The 23433-nt window shown below is 38.2% G+C and carries 27 protein-coding genes and 1 tRNA gene; 25 read left to right on the top strand and 3 right to left on the bottom strand.

Features of this window, described 5'->3' with window-relative positions:
- Position 1 precedes the first annotated feature (1 nt).
- Together P9X27_05375 and P9X27_05370 are read left to right on the top strand one after the other, a co-directional pair.
- Positions 2-385, top strand: coding sequence for a hypothetical protein (locus tag P9X27_05375; protein MDP8253808.1), 384 nt, complete (start codon positions 2-4; stop codon positions 383-385).
- Complete coding sequence (locus P9X27_05370) at positions 360-2234, top strand: secretin N-terminal domain-containing protein (protein MDP8253807.1); 1875 nt, start codon at positions 360-362, stop codon at positions 2232-2234. The genes P9X27_05375 and P9X27_05370 overlap by 26 nt, the downstream gene beginning before the upstream one ends.
- Before the next feature lie 5 nt (positions 2235-2239).
- On the opposite strand, the gene P9X27_05365 is transcribed toward P9X27_05370, so the two are convergent.
- From P9X27_05365 to speD, 3 genes are read right to left on the bottom strand one after another with little or no spacing between them, the layout of a single operon-like run.
- Positions 2240-2614 carry an S-adenosylmethionine decarboxylase gene (locus P9X27_05365; GenBank protein MDP8253806.1) on the bottom strand — a complete coding sequence of 125 codons (375 nt, stop codon included), beginning with the start codon at positions 2612-2614 and terminating at the stop codon, positions 2240-2242.
- The gene (gene speE, locus P9X27_05360) at positions 2611-3471 is read right to left on the bottom strand and encodes a polyamine aminopropyltransferase (GenBank protein MDP8253805.1); all 861 of its coding nucleotides are present in this window, start codon (positions 3469-3471) and stop codon (positions 2611-2613) included. Before speE ends, P9X27_05365 begins: the two co-directional genes overlap by 4 nt.
- A complete protein-coding gene (gene speD, locus P9X27_05355) occupies positions 3449-3865 on the bottom strand; it encodes an adenosylmethionine decarboxylase (GenBank protein MDP8253804.1) in 417 nt (138 codons plus the stop codon). The genes speE and speD overlap by 23 nt, the downstream gene beginning before the upstream one ends.
- A gap of 192 nt (positions 3866-4057) precedes the next feature.
- Between speD and P9X27_05350 the strand changes: the two genes are divergently transcribed.
- The 23 genes from P9X27_05350 (at position 4058) to lpxI (ending at position 23379) form a co-directional block, all read left to right on the top strand.
- A complete protein-coding gene (locus P9X27_05350) occupies positions 4058-4423 on the top strand; it encodes a response regulator (GenBank protein ID MDP8253803.1) in 366 nt (121 codons plus the stop codon).
- A 52-nt stretch (positions 4424-4475) separates the two neighbouring features.
- On the top strand, positions 4476-5348 hold the full coding sequence (hisG, locus tag P9X27_05345) for an ATP phosphoribosyltransferase (GenBank protein MDP8253802.1): 873 nt from the start codon (positions 4476-4478) through the stop codon (positions 5346-5348).
- A gap of 146 nt (positions 5349-5494) precedes the next feature.
- Positions 5495-6961, top strand: a complete 1467-nt coding sequence (locus tag P9X27_05340) for a tetratricopeptide repeat protein (protein MDP8253801.1) — start codon at positions 5495-5497, stop codon at positions 6959-6961.
- On the top strand, positions 6954-7778 hold the full coding sequence (locus P9X27_05335; GenBank protein MDP8253800.1) for a transketolase: 825 nt from the start codon (positions 6954-6956) through the stop codon (positions 7776-7778). Before P9X27_05340 ends, P9X27_05335 begins: the two co-directional genes overlap by 8 nt.
- Positions 7775-8710: a transketolase family protein gene (locus tag P9X27_05330; GenBank protein ID MDP8253799.1), complete on the top strand. Its 936-nt coding sequence runs from the start codon at positions 7775-7777 to the stop codon at positions 8708-8710. Before P9X27_05335 ends, P9X27_05330 begins: the two co-directional genes overlap by 4 nt.
- Complete coding sequence (ispE, locus tag P9X27_05325; protein ID MDP8253798.1) at positions 8707-9552, top strand: 4-(cytidine 5'-diphospho)-2-C-methyl-D-erythritol kinase; 846 nt, start codon at positions 8707-8709, stop codon at positions 9550-9552. The genes P9X27_05330 and ispE overlap by 4 nt, the downstream gene beginning before the upstream one ends.
- Positions 9553-9565: 13 nt before the next feature.
- Complete coding sequence (locus P9X27_05320; GenBank protein ID MDP8253797.1) at positions 9566-9994, top strand: septation protein SpoVG family protein; 429 nt, start codon at positions 9566-9568, stop codon at positions 9992-9994.
- A 12-nt stretch (positions 9995-10006) separates the two neighbouring features.
- Positions 10007-10077, top strand: a tRNA-Gln gene (locus P9X27_05315).
- A 23-nt stretch (positions 10078-10100) separates the two neighbouring features.
- Positions 10101-11363 carry an NTP transferase domain-containing protein gene (locus tag P9X27_05310; GenBank protein MDP8253796.1) on the top strand — a complete coding sequence of 421 codons (1263 nt, stop codon included), beginning with the start codon at positions 10101-10103 and terminating at the stop codon, positions 11361-11363.
- Entirely contained in the window at positions 11356-12294 is a 939-nt protein-coding gene (locus tag P9X27_05305) for a ribose-phosphate pyrophosphokinase (protein ID MDP8253795.1), read from the top strand. Before P9X27_05310 ends, P9X27_05305 begins: the two co-directional genes overlap by 8 nt.
- A gap of 81 nt (positions 12295-12375) precedes the next feature.
- Entirely contained in the window at positions 12376-13065 is a 690-nt protein-coding gene (locus P9X27_05300; GenBank protein MDP8253794.1) for a 50S ribosomal protein L25, read from the top strand.
- A gap of 9 nt (positions 13066-13074) precedes the next feature.
- Positions 13075-13716 (top strand): aminoacyl-tRNA hydrolase, encoded by a 642-nt coding sequence (pth, locus tag P9X27_05295; protein ID MDP8253793.1) that lies wholly within the window; start codon positions 13075-13077, stop codon positions 13714-13716.
- Positions 13717-13773: 57 nt separating this feature from the next.
- Positions 13774-14091, top strand: coding sequence for a 30S ribosomal protein S6 (rpsF, locus tag P9X27_05290; GenBank protein ID MDP8253792.1), 318 nt, complete (start codon positions 13774-13776; stop codon positions 14089-14091).
- On the top strand, positions 14075-14506 hold the full coding sequence (gene ssb, locus P9X27_05285; GenBank protein ID MDP8253791.1) for a single-stranded DNA-binding protein: 432 nt from the start codon (positions 14075-14077) through the stop codon (positions 14504-14506). Before rpsF ends, ssb begins: the two co-directional genes overlap by 17 nt.
- Before the next feature lie 5 nt (positions 14507-14511).
- Positions 14512-14763, top strand: a complete 252-nt coding sequence (rpsR, locus tag P9X27_05280; protein MDP8253790.1) for a 30S ribosomal protein S18 — start codon at positions 14512-14514, stop codon at positions 14761-14763.
- Complete coding sequence (rplI, locus tag P9X27_05275; protein MDP8253789.1) at positions 14763-15206, top strand: 50S ribosomal protein L9; 444 nt, start codon at positions 14763-14765, stop codon at positions 15204-15206. Before rpsR ends, rplI begins: the two co-directional genes overlap by 1 nt.
- A 7-nt stretch (positions 15207-15213) precedes the next feature.
- Positions 15214-16575, top strand: coding sequence for a replicative DNA helicase (gene dnaB, locus P9X27_05270; GenBank protein MDP8253788.1), 1362 nt, complete (start codon positions 15214-15216; stop codon positions 16573-16575).
- A 2-nt stretch (positions 16576-16577) separates the two neighbouring features.
- Positions 16578-18857, top strand: coding sequence for an outer membrane protein assembly factor BamA (bamA, locus tag P9X27_05265; GenBank protein MDP8253787.1), 2280 nt, complete (start codon positions 16578-16580; stop codon positions 18855-18857).
- Positions 18858-18871: 14 nt separating this feature from the next.
- On the top strand, positions 18872-19366 hold the full coding sequence (locus tag P9X27_05260; protein MDP8253786.1) for an OmpH family outer membrane protein: 495 nt from the start codon (positions 18872-18874) through the stop codon (positions 19364-19366).
- Between the two features lie 33 nt (positions 19367-19399).
- Entirely contained in the window at positions 19400-20494 is a 1095-nt protein-coding gene (gene lpxD / locus P9X27_05255; protein MDP8253785.1) for a UDP-3-O-(3-hydroxymyristoyl)glucosamine N-acyltransferase, read from the top strand.
- 1 nt (position 20495) lies between these two features.
- On the top strand, positions 20496-21812 hold the full coding sequence (gene lpxC, locus P9X27_05250) for a UDP-3-O-acyl-N-acetylglucosamine deacetylase (GenBank protein MDP8253784.1): 1317 nt from the start codon (positions 20496-20498) through the stop codon (positions 21810-21812).
- Between the two features lie 5 nt (positions 21813-21817).
- Positions 21818-22582 (top strand): acyl-ACP--UDP-N-acetylglucosamine O-acyltransferase, encoded by a 765-nt coding sequence (lpxA, locus tag P9X27_05245; GenBank protein ID MDP8253783.1) that lies wholly within the window; start codon positions 21818-21820, stop codon positions 22580-22582.
- On the top strand, positions 22573-23379 hold the full coding sequence (gene lpxI, locus P9X27_05240; protein MDP8253782.1) for a UDP-2,3-diacylglucosamine diphosphatase LpxI: 807 nt from the start codon (positions 22573-22575) through the stop codon (positions 23377-23379). The genes lpxA and lpxI overlap by 10 nt, the downstream gene beginning before the upstream one ends.
- Positions 23380-23433: the final 54 nt, after the last annotated feature.

Genomic DNA, 23433 nt, shown 5'->3' with positions numbered 1-23433 from the left:
GGTGCTTAGAGAACCTGCAAATGTGGACGAAGTTTTAGAAGAAGCTTCTATTAGGGGAACAAAAAAAAATACCGTTGATATTCCTAAAAGAAAGGAAATAGATGAATATTCTTCAATTCTGAATAAGAAGAATATTTTTGATTTCTCCGACAGGGGGAGAGTAATCGAAGAAAACTCAAGTCAAGAGAAAGATGTTTTGGCCGATCTTTCTTTTAATGGTATAATCGTTCTGGATAAAAAATATGTCGCTGTTTTTAGCGAAAAAGATAAAAAACAACACTTGGTTACTGAGGGTCAGGAGATAAAAGGTATAAAAATTAAGAAAATAAAACAAAGTTCAGTTATAATAAATGTTAATAATGAAGAAAAAGAGATTAGTTTTTAGCGTAGCACTTTTATTGTTTTCTTTTTTAGCTTATGCATCTCAGGTAGATGTTAGTGCTCCGGTTACCTTGGACATCAAGGGAATGGATATACTTGATGTATTAAAAATAATTTCTCTGCGTTCAGGGCTAAGTATCGCTACTTCTCCTTTAGTGCGGGGTAAAGTCACCGTCTTTTTAAAAGATGTTTCTGTGTGGGATGCCTTTGAAATTTTAATTGCGGCAAATGATTTAGCTTATGAGAAAAGAAAAAATTTAATCACCGTTATGACGAATAAAGAATATAAAGAAAAATACGGCAAACCGTTTTATGACTTAAGAGTAATTAGAAGATATGATTTAAAGAATGCCAAAGCCATATCTTTGGGAGAGACTATCAGCGAGTTAAAAAGTGATATAGGAAAAGTGATTATTGACAGTTTTTCAAATTCTATAATTGTTTTGGATGCCCCTGATGTTATTTACGAAATTGATAAAATAATAAAATCTGTAGATTCCCCATTAGAGACGAGAGTAATCCAGCTTAACTATACTCGGGTTGAAGATATAAAAGAGAATGTGGTTGATCTTGTAAACAAGGATGTAGGGATAATAAAATTTGACCAAACTTCAAACAGGGTTGTAGTCACAGATATTCCCAGTAACGTTGAGCATATAGAGAAGATTCTCATTGCTTTTGATAAGAGGCCTCAGGCTGTTAAGATTGAAGCTAAGATTGTCCAGATTACTTTAAGCGACGAATACCGCTTAGGCGTAGACTGGGAAGGAGTCTTTGGGAAGCATCTAGGAATATCTTACAGCGGCAACTTCTCTCTGCCTTCTTCAGGTAGTGCAGGGGTAGGACAGATTGCTGTAGGTAAGGCAGCCTTGGATCCTAGCGCTGCTCTAGACGGTCATCATCAATATTCTGGAATTATAAAGGCTTTTGATACATACGGAAAGTCCGATGTTCTATCTTCTCCTCATATAACTGTTTTAGATGGGCAGGAAGCCTATGTTCTTGTGGGGGATAAGGAGCCTATCGTCTCTGTCTCTATTACATATCCAGAGTCGGGTGAGGCTGTATATGCAGAGAGCGTTGAATATATGGAGACAGGAGTTAGGCTTAGTGTTACGCCTTATATCTCTGACGATGGTTTTATTACTATGCATATTAAACCTGAGGTTAGCTCAGGCACAGAGGTTGAAGGAGCGTTGGAAGGCTCGATATATATAAAGAAGACTACCTCTGAAGCTGAGACAACAGTTATAGTAAAAGATGGCGATACTATTGTTCTTGCGGGGTTGATGAAAGAGACGGAGATCGATGGACGCGAGAAGGTTCCTGGGATTGGAGATATTCCATTTATAGGTAAACTTTTTTCTGAAAAGCATAAAAAGAAGGTTAAAACTGAGCTTGTAATACTGCTTACCCCTAGAATAGTAGGCAACGTTAAGCAAGCTTTCAGTGAGAGTGTTGCCGAGTTTGCCAATGAGCAGATTGGCTATGAGAGTCCTAAGGCAGATTCAGCCGGCTTAACTAGAAGCTTTGATCATGCTAAGACAGAGCTAATTTTGGCAGAAGATAAAGAGCGCAGTTCTTATTCAGAGTACTACCTTAAAATTACTAATATAATCTATGATTATTTTGGCAAGAACTATCTAAATATGGGTCTCAACAGAGAAGTGAATATCGTTTTTCTTCTTAACAGCAGAGGGGGTCTGATAGGTGAGCCTGCAGTTGTAGGTGAGGTTGATTCTACTATAAGAGATTTAGCGATAGAGGTTATAAAAAAGGCTGGACCTTATCCTGCTTTTCCTATCTCGCTTAATAAAGAGAAAGAAGCGTTTAATATACTTTTGAATTTCTAGAAAGATCAGTCGGTCTTTATTTTTCTGACAATATATCTCTTGCTTACCCTTTTGGCTTCAAAAAACTTTTTGGAAAATTCCATTGCCAGCTTAGGGTCGTATCTCTTGCAGGAAAATATATTTATATGAGCCGAATTCCAGAGTTCTGAAAAATGGCCTGTGATTGAGCTTGTTTCAATTAGCTGCACTAGAGAGTAACCGCTAATATGTGGTTTTTCATGCCCGAAATGCGGTATCAGTGTTTTACCGTATTGTTTCATTTTTATAAGTTTACAGAGCCTATCTACGTATGATTGGATCTCTTTTTTTGTTGATATTTTTTTGGGGTCGCAATCATATAAGTCTAAAATCAGCTCCCAGCCAAAAATTTTATCTTTCATTGCTTGTCTCCTATTATCTCTTTTATGTAGTTCGGCAGCTTAAAAGATGCCAGGTGCAGCTCAGGGTTGTAGTATCTTGTTTTTATTCTGTTCTTCTGACTCTCTTTTTTGATTGCAGCTAAAGATAGGGACTCTATGTTTATTTTGTCTGATGCAAAGATAAGATTAAAAAATCCTCCTATATACGTAGGAACAGCAGCAAGATAGACATTTGTATATTTGAATATTTTAGATAATTTTTTGTAGTTCTCCTTTAATTCCTCTTTTTGTAAGAAAGAAGAGCCGCTCTGCCTTACCATAATGCCGTTATTTTTTAAAATTTTAGATATGTTTCTGTAGAAGCTGTTTTCAAAAAGTACCTTTGCAGGTCCGGTTGGGTCAGTTGAATCTACAATTACTATATCGTATAGGCTCAGCTTATTTTTTATAAACTCTGCTCCGTCTGTGATAACCAGCTCTAGCTTCTTGCTTTTGAATGCATCCTTACATATTTGGGGCAGATATTTTTTTGTCTGTTCTATAACTTTTTTTTCTATCTCAACCAGGGTAACCTTCTTAATCATCTTATGCTTTAGGACCTCTCTCAATATTCCTCCGTCGCCTCCGCCTATTATGAGTATATTTTCAGGCTTTGGATGTGAGAAGAGCGGGATATGGGACATCATCTCGTGGTAGATAAACTCGTCCTCTGTTGTTGTCTGGATTGCCCCATCCATTATTAGTGCAGTTCCAAATCGGCTGGTCTTTAGAAACTCTATTTTCTGTGAAGATGAATTAGACGAATAAAGCTTTTTTTGAACCTTTAATTTTAGCCCAATATCTTTATGCAGAGTCTCAGATACCCAGGTGTTTTTCATCAAAGACGCCCCTTTTTAATTCTGTGACCTGAACCTCTTCTGCAGAGAACCCCTCTTTTAAGACAGGAACTGCAAGGTGAGGGTCTACATCGCCGCATACGAAGATATCAGCCGCTGCATAATTGAATTCCGGCCAGCTATGTACGGATATATGCGACTCTTTAAGTATGGCAACAGCAGAGATGCCGCTGTAAGGAGAGAAGGTGTGAGCATGAACCTCTAAGAGAGTTGCTCCGCATGCTTTTACGGCTTTTCTTAATACTTCTTTTGTGCCCTCTTCTGAAGCTATATTTTTTGCACCCCACAGCTCTATAATCAGGTGCTTTCCTGCATAGCTCATAGAGTCTTCTTTGCAATATACGGATCCTGACTCTTTAATTGTTTGTTTTTCCATATTTTTCCCTTAAATGTTCAATTATAATAATGATATATAATAGAAACAGTTTTGAATATAGTCAATAATTTATTTTATCTTTAAGCATTTTTAGGTATCTTCAAGTTGCTTTATTGGTTAGTCTTTACTATAATGAAAGCATATAAAGCTAGCTATTTTTAAAGGCTGTTTTTAAAAAAGGAGGCAGCAGCAGTGAAAAGTATCTTGATTGTAGATGACGATATAGATTTAAGGACGGTTGTTAAGATGAGGCTTGAAATAGAGGGCTACAATGTTAATACAGCATCTAACGGCAAAGAGTGCCTTGGTATAGTAGCGGAGCGTAAGCCGGATCTAATATTATTGGATATGACGATGCCTGTTATGGATGGTTATACTGCATTGAATAAATTAAAGGAGCAGCCTGAGAGTGCAGATATTCCTGTAATTATTTTCTCAATAAAAGAGAAGATAAAAATGGAAGGACTCTTTATGGATGATAAAGCTGCTTATTACATTGAGAAGCCATTTGAGACAGAAGAGCTCATCGGTAAAGTTAAAGCTGTTTTAGGAGAATAGTTTGACTTTTCTTTTCTCTCATGTACAATATTCCTTTATTTAGGAGAGAGCTATGAAATTAAAATTAGGTATTCCAAAGGGCAGTTTACAAGAAAAAACGGTTCAGCTTTTTAAAAAGGCCGGTTTTAATATAGCTTTAACTTCAAGATCGTATTTTCCTTCAGTAGATGATCCAGAACTTGAACTCGTGATGTTAAGAGCCCAGGAGATGTCTTATTATGTTGAAGCCGGTGCACTTGATGCTGGCCTGACTGGTGAAGATTGGATACGCGAGAATAATTCCAAGGTTGTGCGGGTAGCTGAACTTATATATGCAAAACAACAGATGGTGCCGGTGAGGTGGGTTTTAGCTGTAAAGAAGGATTCTAGAGTAAAGAGTATTAAAGATCTGCAAGGCAAGCGTATTGCTACAGAGCTTGTCAATGTTACTAGGCAGTATCTTAAGGATAATAGAGTCAAGGCCGATGTTGAGTTTAGCTGGGGCGCAACAGAGGTGAAGGTTGCAACCGGGTTAGTAGATGCAATAGTCGAGCTTACCGAAACTGGTCAAAGCCTAAGAAGGAACAACCTTAAGATAGTTGATACAATATGTGATTCGACTACAAAATTTATCGCCAATAAAAAAAGCTGGAAGAATTCCTGGAAAAAGAATAAGATAGATAGCCTTGTGCTTCTTTTAAGCGGAGCACTGGGAGCGGAATCTAAGGTTGGCCTTAAGATGAATATAAAGAAAGACGATCTTAAGAAGGTCTTTAACATATTACCTGCTATGCGCAGACCTACCATATCATCGCTTGCAGAAGATGGCTGGTTTGCGATTGAGACTATAGTAGAGGAGAAGGTAGTGAGGGAGCTAATACCGAAATTAAAGCTTTCCGGAGCTGAGGCTATTATAGAATATCCTTTAAATAAAGTAATATTTTAATATGTTTTTGATTTGAAATTTATCTACGGAGGTACGATATGCCTTGTGGCAGAAAGAGAAAAACAAGAAGTATAAAAACGCATAAAAGAAAAAAGAGATTAAAAAGAGATAGACATAAGAAAAAGAAGAACTAGTCTGTAACTATAATGAGAAAATTTTTTCTTCTTCCGCTTATCCTAATTATTCTGAGCGCTGTTTCAAGCGAGGGCTATAAGTCCGAAGCCCCCTCCTTGGCCTATGCTCACTTTATTATGGCTGTTATCTATGAAGATAGAGGTAATTTTGAGGATGCTTACGTTGAATACCTCCGGGCTCTAGAGTATGATCACGAGAACCCGACAATCTATATTAAACTTGCTTTGATAGATCTAAAAAACAATAGAATAGAAAAGTCGGCTGCTAATCTAAGTAAGGCGCAAGAGCATGCCTCTGGTGATATAAAAATCCATTTTGTCTTAGCTTTGATCTATAGCTCAATGGGAAAATACGATGAAGCAGCAGGGGAGTATGAGAAGATAGTTACAATAGATCCGCATGATATTATGGCTTTAGCATCTCTTGCAGATATGTATTTACTCCAGAAGAGAGTAGATGATGCCATAGTTGCTTATGAGAGATTACTAGAAGAAGAGGTTGATCTTCCAGCCCTGCGCTTTAATCTTGGAATACTCTATTCTAAAAATGGAGACCTCAGCAAGGCTATAGAACAGATGGAGAAAGTTGTTGAGCTTGATCCCGATTTTTTGCAGTCCTATGTCACTTTGGGGGTTTTCTATGAGATGGATAATAATTTCAACAAAGCTATAGAGTGGTATCAGAAAGGTTTAAATATAAAACCAAAAGACACTAAGCTTCTGAAGGTTATTGCTCAGGCTTATTATAAGGCTGGAGACATAGAGAGAGCAGATGCTGCATATAAAGATTTAATTCAGGAATCTCCTCAAGAGAAGGGTATCTATCTTGATATTGCATACTTTTATATAAAAAATGCAGATTATGGATCAGCAGAGGAAGCATTGGAAAAAGCCGAGCAAGATAATTTTAATATGTCTGAGGTATATTTTTTAAAGGGTTTTCTTTTTTTTAAGCTTAAAGAAAATAGTAAAGCAGTAGATTTTTTCAAGAAATCTCTTGAGGTAAAACCAAAGAATGCAGAAACTTATTTCTTCCTCGGCGCTGCTTATGAAGAGATGGATAGGTGGGATCTAGCGGTATCTAGCCTCAAGAAGGCAATAGAGGTAGATTCAAAGCATGCAGATGCTTTAAATTATCTAGGTTATATGTACACTGAAGAAGGTAAGAACCTAGAAGAGGCTAATCTATTGATAAAAAAAGCGCTTGAAATAGATCCTAATAATGGTGCCTACCTTGATAGTATGGGCTGGGTCCATTATAAGCTAGGCAATTATGATAGAGCCTTGGAATTTCTTGAGAAAGCTAAGGAAGTAAAAAAAGATGACTCTGTAGTCATGGAGCATCTTGGGGATATCTATCTTAAAAAAGGTATGCTTGGGAGGGCTTTATCGGAATGGCAGCAGGCACTCAAGCTTAGCCCTAAACAAGAAGGGTTGGCTGATAAGATAGAAAAAGTGAGGGATAAGATTGATCAATAAAAAAACAGATCTAGAATTTTTAAAACAGAAATCATTGGATATACGCTGCGATGTTCTTGCTATGTTAGAAGAGGCCGGTTCAGGTCATACAGGAGGCTCTCTATCTTTGGTTGAGATTTTAGTTTCGCTTTATTACTGTAAGTTAAATCATGATCCTGAGAATCCCTCCTGGGGAGAGAGGGATAGATTTATTCTTTCCAAAGGGCATGGCTGCCCTACTCTATATGCTATTTTGGCTGATTTCGGTTATTTTCCTAAGAATGAGCTTATGACATTAAGGAAATACGGCTCTTGTCTTCAAGGTCATCCTGAAAAGGGTATTAGAGGCATAGAGGCTTCAACTGGTTCTTTGGGGCAGGGTCTATCAATATCTATAGGTATGGCTCTCTCTGCAAGGCTTGATGGCAGGGAGAATAGGGTTTACTGTATACTTGGCGATGGCGAGACGAACGAAGGGCAGGTTTGGGAGTCTGCTATGACAGCTGCTCATTACAAGCTAGATAATATAATAGTGATGCTGGATCACAATAAGCTGCAGATAGATGGTCCGGTGAATGAAGTTAAAAATCTAGAGCCTTTTGAAGAGAAGTGGCGCTCTTTTGGCTGGAAGGTAAAAAGGTGTAATGGCCATGACTTCCAGGAATTACTCGATGCACTAGATTGGGCAGATAGCATTAAGGGGCATCCGGCTATTATTATTGCAGATACTGTTAAAGGCAAAGGCGTCTCATTTATGGAGAATGATAATCGTTGGCATGGAGTTACTCCTACTAAAGAAGAATTAGGCAAAGCTCTTGAGGAGTTAAAAGGTAAATGAAGCCTACTAGAGATGGATTCGGCGAAGCATTGCTAGAGCTAGGTGAAAAAGATGAGAGAGTGGTTGTGCTTTCAGCTGACTTGACAGAGTCAGTTAGAGCAGGTGCTTTTAAAGCAAAGTTCCCAAAAAGGTTTTTCAATTTTGGTATATCCGAACAGGATATGATGTCTGCTGCAGCCGGGTTTGCTTTAGAAGGAAAGATTCCTTTTGCAACTACATTTGGAGTCTTTGCATCAGGAAGAGCTTGGGATCAAATAAGAACTTCCATTGCTTACATGAATCTTAATGTGAATATTATTGGTTCTCATGGAGGGATTACAGTAGGCCCAGATGGTGCAACTCACCAGGCGTTAGAAGATTATGCACTTATGAGAGTCTTGCCCAATATGAGCGTAGTTGTTCCTTGCGATTTTTATGAAGCTAAAAAAGCAACAGAGGCTGCTGCTTCCTATCCTGGGCCAGTATATCTGAGGCTTACTAGGAATAAAGTACCTTTTCTAACCTCTTTAGATGATGATTTTCAGATAGGTAAAGCTCGAGTATTCAGGGAAGGAAAGGACCTCACCATAGTAGCGTCGGGTCAGATGGTGCATATTTCACTTAAGGCTGCTGATATTTTAAAAGAGGAAGGAATATCTGCCGGTGTTATAAATCTACATACTATAAAGCCGTTAGATAGAGATGCTATTTTAAAAGCTGCCCGGGAAACAGGGGCTATACTTACAGTTGAAGAACATCAAGTTTTTGGAGGAATGGGTTCTGCAATTGCTGAGCTTATCTCCGAAAATGAACCTGTTCTTATTAAGTTTTTGGGTATAAGAGATCGTTTTGGAAGAAGCGGTGAATCAGATATTTTGCTCGAAGCCTTTGGCCTAACATCTGAGTCTATAGTCAAAGAAGCAAAAGAGCTTATCAAAAAGAAGCAGAGTTGATAGTCTTCAATACACCTGCCAAACTAAATATTTTTCTTGATATACTCTCTAAGAGGGGAGACAATTACCATGATATCATCAGTCTGATGGTTAAAATAGATCTCTGCGATGTTTTAAGTGTTGGCCTTTTAAAGGAAGATAGAGTATCTCTCTCTGTTAAAGGCAATGCTCCGGAAGGATCTGAAAATAGCTGTTATAAGGCTGCTAAGATTATAAAAGATAGATACCGTATTAAAGAAGGATTAGAGATAAGGCTAGAGAAAAGAATACCTGCAGAATCAGGTTTGGGCGGTGCAAGCTCAAATGCTGCCTATGTATTAAAAGCTGCTAGAGAGATATTCAATATAGATATCAGTGAGGAAGAGTTAATAAAGCTGGGAGCAGCTATCGGTTCCGATGTGCCTTTTTTTGTAAATGATTCTACTTGGGCGGTAGTTGAAGGTAAGGGTGAACTAGTGCGTTCAATTGATACGCCATTTGTCTTCTCTGCTGTTTTAATTCTTCCTAAATTCGGCAATAAGACAGAGGATTTATATCAAAGATGGAAACCTTCCTTGACAGAACCTAGCCGCTGGGATAAAATTAAATTTTGCAGCGCAGATGATGTTGAAATGAATTTTTTAAATAAGTATTCTTACAATGTTTTTGAGAAATTAGAGAGCAGCACCATAATACCCTCCCTTATGGAAGATATTAAAAGATTTGATGTTGATTTAATTAGGATGACTGGAACCGGTTCTGCAATCTATGCGGTATCAGCTGATATGGATAAATTAAATTCTCTAAAGAGCTATTGTGGCTCTTTGGGATATGATACTTTTTTAGTTAGGTCATTAAACTAAGGAGGTGCTTGCTTTGGAGATTACAGAGGTAAAAGTATTTCCCAAGGTGAAAGGAAACATTAAGCTGAAGGCTTATGTAACTGTCACCTTCGATGACTCTTTTGTTGTTCGCAACATCAAAGTTATCGATGGTAATAAAGGCCTTTTTGTTGCTATGCCTTCTAGGAAGGTTCAACAGCCATGTTCCAAGTGCAGGAGAAGCAATAGTATAGCGGCGAGATTCTGCAATTATTGCGGTGTTGATTTTGAGTCATCTAGATGTCCTGATTCTCATGATAGACAGCAAGAGACTAAGGATATTGCGCACCCGATCAATCAAGAATTCCGCGCCTACATCGAAGGAAAAGTTTTGGAAGCATATGAAAAAGAGGTACAAGATCCTAGTTATCAAAGAGAAGAAGAGCATGGCTTAGAAGAAGATTCTACAGATACAGCTCTTTAGAATTTAGGTATTTGGGGAATAGTGTAATGGTAGCACAACGGCTTTTGGAGCCGTCTGTGGAGGTTCGAGCCCTCCTTCCCCAGTATTTAGCTGAATACTGGTTTTTATGAAAAACATTTGCGGGTTAATATTAGCGGCAGGTAAAGGGACGAGGCTTAAATCGTCCTTACCTAAGTATCGCCATAAGATAGCAGGATGGTCTATGCTTAGGCATTCCATAGAGAATTTAAGAGAGGTAGGCATAGATGATATCTATGCTTTAGCTGGACCTGGAGAGAGTAAGTTTATAGATAAAAATTTTTCTGTTAATACGATAGAGCAGAAAAGAAGAGCTGGGACAGCAGATGCATTGCTCGTAGCCTTAAAGAGCATTCCTAGGAGATATAAGACCATAGTTCTTATCTATGTAGATGTTGCATTATTGAGAACCAGTACAATCAAGAGCCTGCTAAACAAGCATGATAGACATAGCTCCGATATAACGCTCTTGACTATGGATTTGGATGCACCCAAAGGCTATGGAAGAGTGCTTAGTGATAAGAGCGGTAATGTAGTTGCCGTAAAAGAAGAGGATCTGCTCAATGAATCCGAGAAGAAGATAAGAGAGGTTAATGTAGGTGTCTACATTTTTAAAAGAAAGACCAGCTTAGAGAGAGATCTTTGCAGTATTAAGCCTAAAGGAAATAAAGGGGAGAAATATCTGACTGAGATTTTTCCAAAATATAGCAAAAAAGATCTAAAGGTTCTAACATTAAAGCTAAAAGATATAAATGAAGGGCTAGGTATTAACAGCAGGAAAGATCTAATAGAGGCTAATAAGATTATTTACAGAAGAAATACTGATAAACATATATCAAAAGGGGTGAGCATATTGTCTCCAGAGAATACCTTTATAGAGAAAAATGTGACTATAGGGCGCGATACTACCCTGTATCCTTTTGCTTATATAGGTTTTGGAGTTCGGATAGGAAAGAGCTGTATGATAGGACCATCTTGCAGGATAAGGGGCGATAGTAATATAGGTGATAATGTTAAGGTAGAGAATTTTGCTGAGATATCAAGTTCTAAGATAGGTAATGGTTCTAAGGTAAAACATTTTTCTTATATAGGAGATACTGTTGTTGGTAAGAATGTTAATATCGGAGCAGGTACTGTAGTTGCAAACTATAATGGTAAGAAAAAAAATAAGACCATCATTAAAGATAATGCTTTTATAGGCAGCAATACGACATTGGTTGCTCCAGTTGAAATAGGTAAGAATGTTATAACGGGAGCAGGTTCAGTTGTAACGAAGAATAGTAAGATAGCCGATAATAGTGTTATTGTAGGTGTTCCTGCTAAAATTTTAAGGAGGAGGAGAGATGGATAGGTTAACGGTTTTTAGCGGTAATGCTAATCCTGAGCTAGCAAAGAATATATCCGGTTATCTGGGTGTTGAATTAGGAGATTCTATAGTCTCTAAGTTTAGCGATGGTGAGATTAGTGTTAAGATTGAACATAATGTTAGAGGCAACGATATATTCGTAATTCAACCAATATGTTTTCCGTCAAATGATAATTTAATGGAGCTACTCATTCTTATCGATGCTTTAAAAAGGGCGTCGGCAGGTAGAATTACTGCGGTAATACCTTATTTCGGTTATGCCAGGCAGGATAGGAAGGATCAGCCCCGTGTGCCTATAACGGCAAAACTTGTTGCTAATCTTATAACTGTATCTGGTGCTGATAGAGTTCTTACAATGGATTTACATGCTGGTCAGATTCAAGGGTTTTTTGATATCCCTTTAGACCATCTTCTTGCAGTTAAGATATTCGTTGAGCATATTAAAAAGAGGATAGACTGTTCTAATCTTGTTGTTGTATCTCCCGATGTTGGAGGAATTAAGATGGCCAGGGCTTATGCTAAGAAGCTTGGAGTACCTCTTGCTATAGTAGATAAGCGTAGGATAAGCACTGAAAAAACAGAGGCGATGAATATATTGGGCGAGGTAAAAGGCAAGGATGTGTGTATAGTTGACGACATAATTGCAACAGCAGGTTCTCTTGTCGAGGCCATAGAAGCTCTTAAGAATAAAGGGGCGAAAGATGTCTATGCTGCAATAAGTCATCCAGTGCTTTCTGGACCTGCCATAGATAGGCTTCAGAAGTCTTCAATAAGCAAGCTCTTTGTGGCAGACGCCATCCCTTTAAGCCAAGATAAGCTTATTGATAAAATAGAGGTTCTCTCGGTCGCGCCTCTTTTAGGGGAAGCAATCAAGAGAATACATAAGGAAGTTTCAATAAGTGTACTGTTTGGCTAATTAAACCCTTGCAAAAATCATGTTATCTATGATATACAAGAGAACGCTGATTTTCTTTTTATCTCATAAAGGAGGCTGATAATGGAAAAATTAAAAATTGAAGTAAAAAAAAGAGATGGGGTAGGTAAAAAGTATGTCAAAGGTATCAGGAAAGCCGGACTTATACCTGCGGTATTGTATAAAAAGGGGCAGGCTATGCCGTTAGAACTAAAAGAGATTGACTTGATACACCTCTTTCGTGAGGCGCATTCTGAAAATCTAGTAGCTGAGCTTCACGTTCTATCCGGTAAAGATAAAGAAGTTAAGACCGCTATACTTAAAGAGGTAGAGCATGATGTTATAAAAGGCAGTATTATACATGTTGATTTTCAGGAGATATCCCTTGATGAGATTATCAAAATAAAAGTCCCTATTGAGATCAAAGGTGAGCCTGTAGGAGTCAAAAAGGATGGAGGAGTATTAGATCATCTTATTTGGGAGATAGAGATAGAGTGTAAGGCGGCTAATGTTCCTTCTAAGATAGAGGTCAAAGTTGATGACTTAAATATAGGCGATGCAATCCATGTCTCTGATTTAGAATTACCTCAAGGAGTTAAGGCTCTAGGAGATTTAGAGCAGATTGTAGCGCATATTGTTACACCTAAAGAAGTGGTTATTGAAGAAGAGGTTGAGGGTGATGTTATGAGAGAGCCTGAGGTAATAAGTGAGAAGAAGGAAAAATCAGAAGAGGCAGGTTCTGAAGATTCTAAAAAAGAAGAGAGAACAGGGTAGTATAAAGCCATGCTTTTAATCTCTGGGCTTGGCAATCCTGGGTTAGAGTACAAAGATACCTTGCACAATCTTGGTTTCATGGTTCTAGATGAGTTAGCAGCCAGGCATGGTTTAAAATTCAGAAAGAACAAGTGCGGAGCCAAGATAGTTATCATGGCTCAACCTTATTGTGAAGAAGAGAAGCCCAAACCCAGCATTTTTAATAATGTTTTAAGATTTAAAAAGACAGGATCTCAGACAAGAGTAGTCTTAGCTAAGCCTTATATGTATATGAATCTAAGCGGCAAGTCAATAGCCTGCCTCAAAGATAAATATGGCATTAAAAGTAATAATATAGTTATCATATCTGACGATCTGAACTTAGAGCGGGGTCAGATAAGGATTAGAGCAAAAGGTGGTTCTGGGGGACATAAGGGGTTAGAGTCTATAATTGATGAGATTGGAACTGAGAGCTTTATACGCTTTAGGGTAGGCATTGGAGAGGCCTCTAATGGAGAGAGAGCAGAGGAATACCTCTTAAGTCCAATAGCCAAAGAAGAGAAGTCAGAGTATGCTGATATAGTAGCTAATGTTGTCGATGCCATAGAGTTTTATCTAAAGGAGGGCATTGAAAAAACAATGTCAATCTATAATTTTAGAAACGTAATTTGATCTTGCTAAGAATTTTATTATGTGTTAATATTGTCAGCCAAAAGGAGAAAATATTTAATGAAAAAATATGAGATAATGCTTATCTTAAATCCGGATATGAGTGAGACGGATGTAGATTCTCAGATAAGCAAGATTAAGGATTCTGTGGCTAAATTAAAGGGCAAAGTTGTTCAGCTGGATATCTGGCAGAGGCGGCGGCTTGCCTATTCCATAGAAAAGTTTCAAGAGGGAATCTATCTGCTGGGAAATTTTGAGATGCCCGAGGAGATAGTGAAGGTTCTATCCGGAGATTGGAAGTTAAATCCAAACATATTAAGATCCATGATTTTAAAGAAAGAGAAAGAGAAGGAGATTGTAGATGCCCAGTCTAAATAGAGTATTTTTAATTGGTAATTTGACTCGTGATCCAGAGATTCGCTATACACCTTCGGGTACTTCTGTTGTCAGTTTTGGCTTAGCTGTAAATAGGGTCTTTAAGTCTCAGACAGGCGAGAAGAAGGAGGAGACCTGCTTTGTTAGAGTAGTGACTTTCGGAAAACAGGCTGAATCTTGTAATCAATATATTTCTAAAGGTAAGCTCGTATTTATAGAAGGCAGATTACAGTATAAAAACTGGGAACATGAAGGTAAAAAATATAACGCTTTAGATGTTATAGCTGATAGAGTTCAGTTTTTGACCAGGGCTAAAGAAGATGGAGCTGCTTTATCTGATTTTGAGGAAGGTTCTGTCCCAGGAGATATTTCTTCAGAAGAAGCAGGAGCTGTCGATCAGGGCGAGGTGCCGTTTTGAGAAATATGAAGAGTAAGACAAAAAAAAAGTTTCCGCTTAAGGATTTAAAGAGAAAGAAGAAGTATTGTAGGTTTTGTGCGAAAAATATCGAAGATATAAATTATAAGGATGTTGATCTTCTGCAAAATTTTCTTGCCGATAGAAGTAGGATGAGGACTAGAAATTCTAGCGGTAATTGTGCAAAACATCAAAGGAAAGTATCAAGTGCTATTAAAAATGCCAGAATTATGGCTCTACTACCGTTTGTTTCTGAATAATGAAAGTAATTCTACTAGAAGATTATGAAGATTTAGGTTTAAAATTTGATTTGGTCAATGTTAAGAATGGTTATGCCCGTAATTTTCTAATTCCTCAAGGCATTGTCCGTCAAGCAACTGCTGGAGTTTTAAAAGAGCTGGAACTTAAGTTAACTGCTGCAGGGAAGAAGAAAGGCAGAGAGACGAAGAGACTGGAAGAGCTAAGAGGTAAGTTGTCTGAGGTATCACTTACAATAGGCGTTAAGGCTGGCGAAGAAGAGAAAATGTATGGAGCCATTACAAATATCGATATTGCTAAAGCATTAAAAGGTGAAGGGTTTGAGATAGACAGACATACGATAGATTTAGATGAGCCAATAAAAGAGCTAGGCGTTTATCATGTATCTATAAGTTTACGCTCCGATATTATAGCCAAGGTCAAAGTTTGGGTCGTTAAAGAATAATTTAATAATGAGTCCTCGAGAAAAATCAGCTTTGCCTGAGCAGTTGCCGCCTCAAAACATTGAAGCTGAGATAGCTGTCCTAGGCTCAATGTTGTTATCTCAAGATGCTATAGCTCAGTCTATCGAGTCATTGGACAGGTCTTTTTTTTATAAAGATTCTCATCAAAAGATATTCCAAACCATAGTTGAGTTATACGATACTTCATCAGCCGTAGACCTCTTAACCCTTTCCGATGAGCTTAAAAACAGGGATATGTTAGATGATATTGGAGGCCCAGCATATTTGGCTGCAATCTCTAACTCTGTTCCTTCAGCTGCCAATATACAGCATTATACAAAAATAGTCAGAGAGAAGTATGTCTTACGCTCTTTAATTAATAGTTCAACCAAAATAATAAAGAAATGCTATGATCCGGTTGATGATGTAGATAGACTGCTAGATGAGTCAGAGCATGCTATTTTTGAAATAGTCTCTAATAAGATGGAAGGTAAGATCTGCTCCATGAAGGATCTTATAAAGTCCAGCATTACTACAATAGATACTCTCTATCAGCGTCAGAGCAGCATAACAGGGGTGCCGACAGGTTATCACGATTTCGATTCTTTGACAGCTGGTCTCCAGAATTCGGATTTGATTATTATAGCCGGGAGGCCTTCTATGGGTAAGTCTGCACTTGCATGTTGTATTGCAGAGCATGCAGTGCTTGAAGAGAAAATCCCTGTTGCAATATTTAGTTTGGAGATGTCAAAAGAGCAGCTAGTGCATAGGATACTCTGTTCTCATGCCCGCGTTAACGCACATCAAGTCAGACGCGGATTCTTAACTCCTGAAGATTGGCCTAAACTTACAGCTGCTGCAGGTAAGCTTGCAGAGGCTCCTCTTTTTATAGATGATACTGCAGGTTCTAGCGTTTTAGAGCTAAGGGCGAAAGCAAGAAGGTTAAAGGCTCGCCATGATATAAAACTAATAATAGTAGACTATATGCAGCTTATGCGCAGCAGTTATCGCTCTGAGAGTAGACAGCAGGAGATATCTGAGATTTCGCGCAGTCTTAAAGATTTAGCAAGGGAGCTAGGAGTCCCTCTTATTGCTGTGAGTCAGCTTTCGCGTGCAGCTGAAATGAGACAGGATAAGAGGCCGCAGCTTTCTGATTTAAGAGAGTCTGGGGCAATAGAGCAGGATGCTGATTTAGTTGTTCTGCTTTTTAGGGAAGAGTATTACAATCCTTCTGAGGGAGAGAATAAAGGCGTTGCGGATGTCATTATTGCTAAACAGAGAAACGGGCCTGTGGATACTATCAAACTTGCGTTTATTAAAGAATATACCAGGTTTGAAAACCTTTATAAAATGGAGGTCAATTTAAGTTGAAAGTGACAAAACTTATTCCATCTTTTTTATCGTTTTTATTTTTAATTTCTACATCTTGGGCTCAGGATATGCCCAAGATCTTAGATCTTCAGATTGCTGGAAACAAAAACGTTAGTGAATCTGCTATAGTGGCTAAAATCAAAGTTAGACCTGATCAGATTTTCTCTCAGCAGATGATAGATGAAGATATAAAACGGCTTTATGCCACAGGGTTTTTTACCGATGTTGCTGTCGATGCTAAAGAGGAGACCGATGGTATTGTTATTATATTTTATGTGAAAGAATCACCGTATGTTGACGGGGTTATTTTTAAGGGTAATCGTGTTTTAAGGGATGATAAGCTGGAGAAATTGGTTAAAACTGCAAAGGGGCAGTTTTTTGACAAATGGCAATTGAAGACAGATATGGAGGAGATTAAACTAAAGTATCAAGAGAGAGGTTTTGCAAAAGTAGCTATAGATTATGATTTAGAGATTGATCCGAGCAATGATAAGACTACAGTGGTAATTAATATCGATGAAGGGGAAAGAGTAAAAATAAGAAAGATTGAATTGGCTGGAGTGAAGGCTTTCAAAAAGAAGAGAGTTCTTAAGCTCCTAAAGACAAGAACAAAAACCTGGTTTAGATCAGGTGCTTATAAGGAAGAGGTTTTCAAGGAAGATTTATCTAGAATAGAGGATTTTTATAAAAGAGACGGATATCTTGATGTAGAGATAAGCGATGATTCGAGTTTTGACAAAAAAAGAAGGATGATTTTGACCATAAATGTTGATGAAGGAAAACAGTATCAAGTTGGAGATGTATCCTTAGAGGGCAATAAGGTCTTTCCTTTAAGCGAGATTAAAAGTGCTCTAAAGCTCGATAGAGATAGCGTGTTTAGTTATGATTCTTTGAAGTTTGACACTCAGGGATTGCAGGATTTTTATTTTGATAAAGGCTATATAAGGGCTCAGATTGAAACAGTTCCAGTTATTAACTCAGAGACCGGGCTTGTAGATATAAAATATTCTGTAGTAGAGAACGAGATACATTATTTAGATAGAATAGATATAAAGGGTAATGTTAAGACTAAAGATGTTGTGATACGGAGAGAGTTAAGGATGTATCCGGGTGAAAAATTTGATGGCAGCAAGATAAAAAGATCTAGGCAGAGGCTTGAAAATTTGGGTTATTTTGAAGAGATAGATTTTGACATTTTACCAGCCGATGAAGAGAATAAAGAAGATTTATTGGTGCGCGTAAAAGAGTCTAAGACTGGCGAGTTTAGCTTTGGTGCTGGATATAGCTCCGTTGATGAGTTTATAGGTTTTGTCGAATTGAGTCAGAGAAATTTTGACATATCTAATTTTCCAACATTTATTGGGGGAGGCCAGAGGATTTCATTACGCACTGAAATGGGTACAACCAGAAATGACTATGAGTTAAGCTTTACAGAGCCTTGGATGCTTGGCTATCCCTATCTCTTTGGTTTCGATATCTACCAGCATTCAAGAGATCGGGAAAACGATGTCGGTTATGATTGGGATGAAGAGCGGCAGGGTCTATCTTTTAGATTAGGCAAAGAGATATCAGAGCATAATAGCCTCTTCTTAAGAATGCGATTTGATAAGGTTGATATATCTAATGTTGCTACAGATGTTTCAAGCGCTCTTACGGCTGAAGCAGGAGAGAAGAGTATCTATGCAATCAAGCTTACTTTTGCTAGAGATAGAAGGGACAATATTTTTGACCCTGCAGAAGGGTATTACTTTAGCAGCAGCCTTGAGAATGCAGGTGGTTTTATGAGCGGAGATGTAGATTTCTTGCGTCAGTCAAATCAGCTTAGTTATTTTTATTTAATACGTGAAAAATGGGTTTTAAACTTCAGGCTTAACTCTGGTATAATAGATACCTATGGTGATACGTCTTCTGTGCCTCTCTATGAGAGATTATTTGCAGGAGGGGCTTATAGCATCAGAGGGTATGATGAGAGAAGCGTAGGGCCTAAGGATACGGTGAAGACAAGTGATCCTGTTGGAGGCGAAGCACTTTTGATAGGCAACGTTGAGCTCACTGTTCCTATTTATGAAAATATAAAAGGTGCTTTCTTTTACGATATTGGTAATGTCTGGGAGAAGAAGGATGATTTTGCCTCGGGTGGGTATAAATCTTCAGTTGGTTGCGGTCTAAGATTGAACACCCCCATTGGGCCTATAAAATTGGATTATGGTTTTCCTTTGGATTCGGATGAAAATGATTCTGATGGCGGAAAAGTCCATTTTAGCATGGGACATAAATTTTAAAAGGAGAAAGCGATATGAAGAGAATGTTTTTTGCACTGCTAATAGTAGCTGTTCTTATCTCTGGTTTTGCTGAAGCTGCTGATAAGTTTGCTTGTGTAGACTTAGAGCAGGTTTTCAATGAGTATCAAAAAACAAAAGATGAAGAAGCAAAGCTTACAAAGATAGGTGAAGAGAAGCAGAAAGATATAGACTCCAAGTTAAAAGAGGTAGATAGATTAAAAGAGAAGATGGATTTACTTTCAGATAAAGAGAAGGAAAAGGTCAAAGTTGAATTAGATCAGAAGATGGAGGAGTTGAGACAGTTTGACCGTCAGGTAAGAACAGATCTAATGCGTCAGAGAAATGAGATAATAGAAGGAATACTTCAGGAGATAAATGAGGTTGTTGAAGATTACAGTAAGTCAAAAAAATATACTATAATGTTTAACTCCAGAGCCCTTCTTTATAAAAATAATGATTTAGATGTCACTAAAGAACTGATAGAATATTTAAACAAACAATATAAGTAATTACTAAGTCTAATATAAGGGAGATAAGCCAAGATGGATTTAGGTTATGATGAGAATGGTTTTCGTCCTCGTCTGGATTTAACACTGGCACGCATAGCTAAGCTTATAGGCGGTGAAGTTGTAGGCGATGATAGCGTTGTTATTAAGGGTCTATCTGGAATCAAGGAGGCTCAAGAAGGCGACATTACGTTTGTAGCCAACCCTAAATACATTTCGCTTATAAATACAACTAAAGCGTCTGCCGTTATTACTTCGCTGCAAGCTGTTGAAGATACGGATAAGCCTATAATAAAGACGGAAAATCCCTCCCTTGCTTTTGCCAAGTTGGTTTCTAGTTTTGCTCCTGATGAAGGCAGTATGGAGCCAGGAGTTCATCCTACTGCAATAATCGGTAAAGATGTAAAGCTGGGTAAAGACGTCTCTATCTGGCCTTATGTAGTGGTATCAGACGGTGCTTCTATCGGAGATAATACTGTTTTACAAGCAGGTGTGTATATAGGGATCCGCAGTAAGATAGGGTCAAGCTGTGTGATACATTCTCATGTTGCTATAAGAGAGCGAGTGACCATAGGCAATAATGTTATAATACACTCTGGTACAGTAATAGGCAGTGACGGCTTTGGTTATGCTACAGTCAAAGATGTCCATTATAAAATTCCGCAAATAGGCACTGTATTTATAGAGGATGATGTTGAGATAGGAGCAAATGTTACTATTGATAGAGCTCGTTTTGGAAAAACTCATATAAAAAGGGGAACAAAGATTGATAACCTTGTTCAGATTGCCCACAATGTTGAGATAGGCGAAAATTCTATCATCGTGGCTCAGTCTGGAATATCTGGCAGTACTAATATAGGTAAAGGTGTTATATTGGCGGGGCAGTCTGGAGTTGTTGGCCATATCAGTATAGGTGATAATGCGCGCGTGGCAGCTCAGGCTGGAGTTACAAAATCAGTTCCAGAAGGCGAAGTAGTGTCGGGTTATCCTGCTAGGCCTCATAGCACAGCAAAGAGAATCAATGCTTGTGTGCAGAGGTTGCCAGAGTTCTATAAGTATATCAAGTGTCTTCAGAAAAAGATCGAGGATTTAGAAGCTGAACTAGAGAAACTACGGGCAAAGGCGTCTTAAAGTGGAGCATCAGCATACTATTTCAAAGGAAGTAGCGATCTCAGGGGTAGGTCTTCATACAAATGAAAAAGTTAATCTTAAAATCAAGCCCGGAGATGCTGATAGCGGAATAATTTTTAGAAGAGTAGATATAGAAGGCTCTCCTCCGATACCTGCTCACATCTCCTATGTTCTAGAGTTGACTTTAAGTCTTAGACGTACATCTATTGGTATTGATAATATAGAGATCCATACAATAGAACACCTCATGGCTTCTTTGGCGGCCTGTAAGATAGACAATGTTTTGATTGAGATAGACGGCGCTGAGGTCCCAGGTTTAGATGGAAGCGCTCTGCCTTTTATTGAAAAGATAAAAAATGCAGGCATAGTTGAACAAGATGCAGCAAGAAAGACTTATCAGCTTAAAGAACCTATCTTAGTTGAAGATGGAGAAGCCTCTCTAATGGCTTTCCCTAGTAATAATTTAAATATTTCTTATCTTTTGAATTATGATCATCCTCAGCTTAGGGCTCAATATATAAGACATGTTTTAGATGAGGCGACATTTAAAGATGAAATTGCTCCTAGTAGAACATTCTGCTTAGAGGAAGAGGCTGAAAAATTAACCAAGATGGGTTTAGGTAAGGGTGCTAATTATAATAATACGCTAGTTATAACTGATTCAGGTGTTATAGAAAATCAATATAGAATAGACGATGAGCCTGCAAGGCATAAAGTTTTAGATTTAATAGGGGATCTTTATCTTATAGGTTGTAAGTTGGAGGCTAATATAGTAGGGATAAAGAGCGGTCATCCTTTGAATATAAGGATGGTTAGAAGAATAGAGCAGCAGACCAAAAGGTTTCAGCAGGCCGGGATACATAGAGGTGGATTAGAAGAGTTTGAGCTGCCCTTAGGAGTGGAAGAGATCAAACAGATACTTCCTCATAGAGATCCTTTTCTTTTTGTAGATAGCATTATAGAGATGGAAGATGGCAAGCGCGCTGTAGGGATTAAAAAATTAGCTTTAGACGAGTATTTCTTTAAAGGTCATTTCCCGGGGCGGCCGGTTATGCCGGGGGTATTAATAGTTGAGGCAATGGCTCAGGTTTCAGGCATATTAATGTTAATCCAGAAGCAGCATAGAGGAAAACTCGCTTTCTTTATGGGTGTTGATAAGGTCAGATTTAGAAAGCCAGTTCTTCCTGGAGACCAATTGTATCTCGAAGCCGAAGTTGGTCGATTAAGGACAAAGACTGGTGAGATGCATACAAGAGCGCTGGTTGACGGCAAGGTCGTAGCCGAAGCATCGCTACTCTTTGCTTTAATTGAAAAATAGTAAAAATGATTCATCCCACCGTAATTATCAATAGCGGATCAAAAATAGCTTCTGATGTTGAGATAGGTCCTTATACCGTTATCGGTGGTGACGTTGAGATAGCGTCAGGTACAAAGATAGCATCTTTTTGCACTATTTCAGGCTATACAAAGATTGGGAAAAATAATAGCATCTTCTCTAATGCTGTCTTAGGAAGCATTCCTCAGGATTTAAAATACAAGGGTGAGAAGAGTTACCTCATCATTGGAGATGGAAATAAAATAAGAGAGTTTACAACTATGAACCCTGGGACTGGCGAAGGAGGCAGGACTGAGATAGGCAATAATAATCTAATTATGGCTTATGCACATATTGCACATGATTGCATAGTAGGAAACAATGTTATTATAGCTAATGTCGGGACTCTAGCGGGACATGTTGAGATAGAAGACGGCGCAATATTGGGTGGTCTTGCTGCAATACATCAGTTTGTCAAAGTGGGAAGATTAGCAATCATAGGGGGAGGTTCTAAGGTTACTCAAGATATACCGCCTTTCTCTATGTGTGACGGTCATCCTGCTAAAGTCAGAGGTTTAAATCTTGAAGGTCTTAAAAGGGCAGGGTACAGCGCTGAGGATCGGATGATTTTAAAAAAGGCTTTTAAAGTTCTATTTCTATCTAAGCACCCCCTGTCGAATGCTATGGAGATTGTTTCTAAAGAGTATAAAAACAAAGAGATAGATTCTCTGCTTAATTTTATGGCTAAATCAAAAAGAGGTATATGCAGATAGAAAGAATTGGTCTTATAGCAGGAGGCACGGGATATCCTCTCTTAGCGGCTAAACAGGCCAAGCTGAAGGGAGTTCAAGTTTATGCTGTTGCTATTAAGGGTTTAACATTGTCTGAGCTTGAGAGAGAGGTAGAGGAATTAATCTGGATAGAGCTTGGTCAGTTCCAGCCCTTAGTAGATTTTTTCAAAAAACATGAAATCTCATCTGCTATTATGGCAGGCAATGTCAAAAAGGAGGATCTATTAAAGCACTTAAAACTTGGTCCTCGAGTTTTTGCCATGATGAAAGGTTTTGCTAATAAATCAGATATGAATCTACTTGATATTTTAGCTGGGGAATTGAAGAAAGTCGGCATCGATCTATTAGATGCCCGGACTTTCTTAGATGACTATGTTGTTAAAAAGGGTTGTTTGACGCAGAAGTCTCCGACAGATAAAGAATGGGAAGATATTCGTTTTGGATGGGATTTAGCAAAAACAGTATCTTCTTTTGATGTCGGTTTAACCGTTATTGTTAAAGATAGAGTAGCTTTGGCAATAGAGGCTGTTGAAGGAACCAATGAGGCCATTAAAAGAGGGGCTAAGCTAGGAGGAGAGGGCTTTGTTGTTGTAAAAGTGGCACGGCCTAATCAAGATATGAGATTTGAGCTTCCTGTTGTTGGGCTTGATACTATAAAGTTGTTAAAAGAGCTTAAAGCATCTATTCTTGCTGTTGAGGCTGATAAGACCTTGTTTTTTGATGTCTCTGATTCGATCAAAGAGGCAGACGAAAATTCTATATCTATAGTAGCACTTTAGTTTATTTTCCATTATTTAATAGAAAATATTACCTCAATCTATTATATTATTCAC

Source organism: Candidatus Kaelpia aquatica (assembly GCA_030765335.1).
Taxonomy (GTDB): Bacteria; Omnitrophota; Gorgyraeia; order Kaelpiales; family Kaelpiaceae; genus Kaelpia; species Kaelpia aquatica.
Note: the sequence above shows the minus strand (reverse complement) of the source record. Positions and strands in the feature narration are given on the sequence as shown.